At 65.5% G+C, this 5,169-nt stretch carries 4 protein-coding genes; 1 reads left to right on the top strand and 3 read right to left on the bottom strand.

What is annotated here, in order from left to right; translation table 11 throughout:
* From DBR22_RS03875 to DBR22_RS03885, 3 genes are all read right to left on the bottom strand, one after another.
* Window positions 1–1,270, bottom strand: a 1,270-nt coding sequence (locus tag DBR22_RS03875) for an aldehyde dehydrogenase family protein (RefSeq protein WP_108597870.1), incomplete at its 3' end; no start/stop codon positions are given.
* 63 nt (window positions 1,271–1,333) lie between these two features.
* Window positions 1,334–2,059 (bottom strand): GntR family transcriptional regulator, encoded by a 726-nt coding sequence (locus DBR22_RS03880; protein WP_108597871.1) that lies wholly within the window; start codon window positions 2,057–2,059, stop codon window positions 1,334–1,336.
* Window positions 2,052–3,533 carry a fumarylacetoacetate hydrolase family protein gene (locus DBR22_RS03885; protein ID WP_108597873.1) on the bottom strand — a complete coding sequence of 494 codons (1,482 nt, stop codon included), beginning with the start codon at window positions 3,531–3,533 and terminating at the stop codon, window positions 2,052–2,054. Before DBR22_RS03885 ends, DBR22_RS03880 begins: the two co-directional genes overlap by 8 nt.
* Window positions 3,534–3,789: 256 nt before the next feature.
* On the opposite strand from DBR22_RS03885, the gene DBR22_RS03890 reads away from it, so the two are divergent.
* On the top strand, window positions 3,790–5,169 hold a 1,380-nt coding region (locus tag DBR22_RS03890), incomplete at its 3' end, for an FAD-dependent monooxygenase (protein WP_108597872.1).

Raw genomic sequence — 5,169 nt, forward strand, 5'->3', positions numbered from 1 at the left:
ACCTGGTGTTGTTCGCCAAGGCCAGCGCCTCGTCGTCGTTCTCGAACGGGGTGATGGCGACGACGGGACCGAAGATCTCCTCCTGGAAGATCCGGGCGTCCGGGGCGACGTCGGCAAACACGGTGGGTGCGATGTAGTTGCCTTCGGGCAGGCCTTCCGGCCGGCCGCCGCCGGCGAGCAGCCGGCCTTCGGTCTTGCCGATTTCCACGTAGGAGGCGACTTTATCGAAGTGCTCCGGGTGCACCAGCGCGCCCACCTGGGTTTTAGGGTCGTGCGGATCGCCGACCACGATGTTCTTCGCCCGGGCGGCGTACTTCTCGCAGAACTCGTCGTAGATGGCACGTTCCACGAGGATCCGGGAGCCGGCGGTGCAGCGTTCGCCGTTGAGGGAGAACACACCGAACAGGGCGGAATCGATCGCGGCGTCCAGATCGGCGTCGGCAAACACGACGCAGGGGGACTTGCCGCCGAGTTCCATAGACAGGCCCTTGAGGTTGGCGGCCGCGTTGCGGAAGATGGTCTGCCCCGTGGTGGTCTCGCCGGTGAAGGAAATCAGCGGAACGTCCGGGTGCTTGACCAGCGCGTCGCCGGCTTCCTCGCCGAGCCCGTTGACCAGGTTGAACACACCGTCCGGCAGGCCGGCGTCCTTGAAAATCGTGGCCCACAGCGAAGCGGACAGCGGCGTGAACTCAGCGGGCTTGAGGACCACGGTGTTGCCGGTGGCCAGTGCGGGGGCCAGCTTCCAGGACTCGAGCATGAACGGGGTGTTCCACGGGGTGATGAGCCCGGCAACGCCGATCGGCTTGCGGTTCACGTAGTTGATCTGTGAGCCGGGGACCTTCATGGCGTCGTCGAACTGGGCCACGATCAGGTCCGCGAAGAACCGGAAATTCTCAGCAGCGCGCAGCGCCTGGCCCTTGGCCTGGGTGATCGGCAAACCGGTATCGAAGGTCTCCAGTTCCGCGAGCCGGTCCTCCTGGGCCTCGACGGCATCGGCGATTCTGTTCAGGATGCGGGCCCGTTCGCGGGGCTTCATCTTCGGCCACGGACCGTTCTTGAACGCCTCACGGGCCGCGGCGACAGCGAGGTCGATGTCCTCCTTCTGTCCTGCCGCGGCGGTGGCGTAGTTCTGGTTCGAAACCGGGTCCAGAACGTCAAAGGTCGCCCCGCCCACCGAGTCGACGAACTGGCCGTTGATGTAGTGCTGGATGTGGGTGGGAAGATCCTGCGGCACGTAATGCTTCGTGGTCTGTTCGGCTGTAAACGACATTGTTTTGATCCTTACTGTGTCACTTTAAGAGCAACGCGGGGTCACTTTTGGCCCTTCGGAGGCCTAATATCGGGCGTTGAGTGACCCCGCGTTGGTTTCGGCGGGGTTGGCGTGTTCGGCGGGGGCTGCCTGGGCGAGGTAGGCGTCCAGGGTGGTGGAACGGTGCAGGCGGGCGGCTTTCTCGATGGCGTCTGCGTCCGCCCCTGTTTCGATGAGCCGGAGCAGCGCCTCGTGTTCGTCCACGGAATCGTGGGCGCGGCCGGGGACAAACCGGAAGGTGGAGGACCGCAGAGAGGCCAGCCGGTTCCAGCCGCGGTGGACCAGGTCAAGGATGTGCGGGTTCGGGCAGCGTTCAAACAGGACGCTGTGGAAGTCCTGGTTCAGCTGGGTGAAGCGGACGGGATCGAAGTGCTTGAGGCATTCACGCATTTCCTCGTTGATGCTGCGGGCCCGCTCGATGTCCTGCGCGCCGATCAGCGGAGCCGAGATGGCTGTGGCCGCTCCCTCCACGATGCTCAGGGTCTGCATGGTGTAGAGGTATTCGGTGGGGTCGATGCCGGCCACGGTGGCGCCGATGTTGCGTTCGAAGGTCACCAGGCCTTCGGCTTCGAGCCGGCGGATGGCTTCCCGGACGGGCACCACGCTGAAGCCAAGGTCCTTGGCGATGGTGCCCAGGACCAGCCGGTAGCCGGGGGTGTAGGCGCCTTCGACGATCCGTGCCTTCACGGCGCGGTAGGCCTGCTCCGACTTGCTGCCTGTATTACCGGCGGCCACAGCGGTGTCAGTCACGGGCTTTGCCTGCTTCCCATTCCTCATACTTCGCGCGCCAGTCCTTGCCCAGCGGGTAGAGCCCGTCCACGCTGTGGCCCTGCTGCACCATCTCGGCGATGAATGTTTCCTCGCGTTCCTGGGCGATCGAGTCATCCGCGAGCTCTTCGGCCATCGCCGGCGGGATGACAAGGATGCCGTCCGAATCGGCCACGATAATGTCGCCGGGCTGCACGGTGGTGCCGCCGCACGCGATGGTGATGTCGGTGTCCCACGGGATGTGCCGGCGGCCCAGGACGGCGGGGTGCGGGTTGGAATAGTAGGTAGGCATCTCCATAGCGGCCACGGCGGAGAAGTCGCGGACGCCGCCGTCGGTGATGATGGCTGCCGCGCCGCGGACCTCTGCGCGAAGGGCCAGGATGTCGCCGATGGTGCCGGTACCCTTTTCGCCGCGGGCCTCCATGACCAGGATCTCGCCCTCGTTCACAGAGTCGATGGCCCGCTTCTGGGCGTTGAAGCCGCCGCCGTGGGTGGCGAAGAGGTCCTCGCGGTTGGGTACGTAGCGCAGCGTCCGGGCCAGGCCCACGATCCGCTTGTCCGGCCGGGTGGAGGTCAGGCCGTCGATGCTGACGTTGTTCAGGCCGCGCTTGCGCAGCTGGGAGGACAGGGTGGCGGTGCAGACGCTCTCCAGCTTTGCCTTCAGTTCGGGGGAGAGGACAGGCCCGACGGCGGCACTTGCCTCGGGTGCCAGGCCGGCGGCTTCGCGCGAACCGTACGCCTCCTCACGCTGGACGTCGTCTGCCTGCGGCTGGGCACCAAACCCGGCGAACGGCGTCGTGCCTTCCACCACCGTGGTGACCAGGCGGCCGGTGCTCAGGCGCCCGTCAGCGGTACTGACTTCCACCTCCAGCACGTCTCCCGGTGTGGCAACGGAGGCGCCGGCGGGGGTGCCGGTGAGGATCAGGTCGCCTTCTTCGAGGGTCAGCAGTTGGGACAGGTCCGCGACCAGCCGCGCGAACGGGAAGAGCAGGTCAGCTGTGGTGTCGTCCTGGACCACCTCGCCGTTGTGCCAGGTGCGGATCCTCAGGTTGGCGGGGTCGACGGCGTCTGCCGGGATAAGTGCCGGGCCCACCGGCGTGAAACCGTCGCCCCCCTTGGACCGGAGGTTGGAGCCTTTGTCCGCGTAGCGGAGGTCGTAGACACCGAGATCGTTGCTGGCGGTGACTGCTGCGACGTGGCTCCAGGCGTCCTCGATCCCCACCCGCCGTGCCTGTTTGCCGATCACCAGGGCGATCTCGCCTTCATAGCCAAGAAGTTCGCAGCCGGCGGGGCGTTCCACCGGTGACCCGCTGAGGGAAAGGGAGGAGGATGGCTTCAGGAAGTAGGACGGCTGGGCCGGCGTACGTCCCCGCTGGGCGGCGCGGCTGGGGTAGTTGATATGCACCGCGATGACTTTGCGGGCCGAGGCCAAGATGTGGTCGGTGACCTGTTCCAACAGCTGCTCCTCGTCGAGTACGAAATCGTATACGATCACTATACTCAGCCAGGAGTGCCCGTCAACCCTTCAAAATTCCCGGGAATCCCGGCGGGCAAACCCCGGAGATTGGCCGGGGCGATGGACTCTTGTCGCCCCCGTCACATCTGCCGTACAGTTGAAATCGAAGTTGAGATTTCATTTATCGAACGTGTTGTTCTGATATAGAACAGCTAGTCGATCCCAGACGAGCCACACAGCGAAGTGAGGAAAGCCCGTGCAGTTCCACCATCACGGATACGTATCCGGGGACCCCCGGGTCAAGCCGGCAGCCGGAGCAGGCATCGACCGGCCCGCGGATCTTCCGGACGAGGTCGACGTCCTCATCGTGGGTACAGGCCCTGCGGGCATGCTCGCCGCCGCGCAACTCTCCCAGTTCCCGGACATCACCACCCGGATCGTCGAGCGCCGCCCCGGCAGGCTCGTCATCGGCCAGGCCGACGGCATCCAGGCCAGAAGCGTCGAGACCTTCCAGGCGTTCGGGTTCGCCGAGCGGATCATCGCCGAGGCGTACCGCATCACGGAGATGGCCTTCTGGAAGCCGGACCCGGCTGACCACTCCCGCATCGTCAGGGGTGCACGCACGGTCGACGACGAAATGGGCATCAGCGAATTCCCGCACCTCATCGTGAACCAGGCGCGGGTACTGGACTACTTCGCCGAAGTCATGGCCAACTCGCCCACCCGGATGTCCCCGGACTACGGCTATGCGTTCCGCGGGCTCGAGGTCGGCACTGAGGGGGAGTATCCCGTCACGGTCACGCTCGCCCACGCGGTGGGACCTCATGAGGGCCAGGACCGCGTTGTCCGTGCCAAGTACGTGATTGGTGCAGACGGTGCGCGCAGCAAGGTGCGTGACTCGATCGGCTGCACCCTCGCGGGCGACGCTGCAAACCATGCCTGGGGCGTCATGGACGTGCTCGCCAACACGGACTTCCCGGACATCCGGACCAAGTGCGCCATCCAGTCCGGCTCGGGCGGCAGCATTCTGCTGATCCCCCGCGAAGGCGGTTTTCTCTTCCGCATGTACGTTGACCTCGGGGAGGTCGACCAGCATGACCACGGCTCCGTGCGCGCCACCACCATCGAGCAGATCATCGCCCACGCCAACCAGATCCTGCACCCCTACACGCTGGACGTCCGCAATGTCGCCTGGCACAGCGTGTATGAGGTCGCCCATCGCCTCACTGACCGGTTCGACGACGTCCTTCCGGACCAGCGGGGGACCCGCACGCCGCGCGTCTTCATCACCGGGGATGCCTGCCACACGCACAGCGCCAAGGCGGGCCAGGGAATGAATGTCTCCATGCAGGACGGCTTCAACCTCGGCTGGAAGCTGGGCCACGTCCTTGAAGGACGCAGCCCGGAGAGCCTGCTGTCCACGTACTCCGAAGAGCGCCAGGTGGTGGCGAAGAACCTCATCGACTTCGATAAGGAATGGTCCACCATGATGGCAAAGAAGCCCGAGGAGTTCGCGAACCCCTCCGAACTCGAGGACTTCTACGTCAGTACGGCCGAGTTCCCCGCCGGCTTCATGACGCAGTATGCGCCGTCGATGCTTACCGCCGAACCCGCGCACCAGGAGCTTGCGGCGGGG

The sequence above is a fragment of the Arthrobacter sp. HMWF013 genome, assembly GCF_003061105.1.
In the GTDB taxonomy this organism is placed as follows: domain Bacteria; phylum Actinomycetota; class Actinomycetes; order Actinomycetales; family Micrococcaceae; genus Arthrobacter.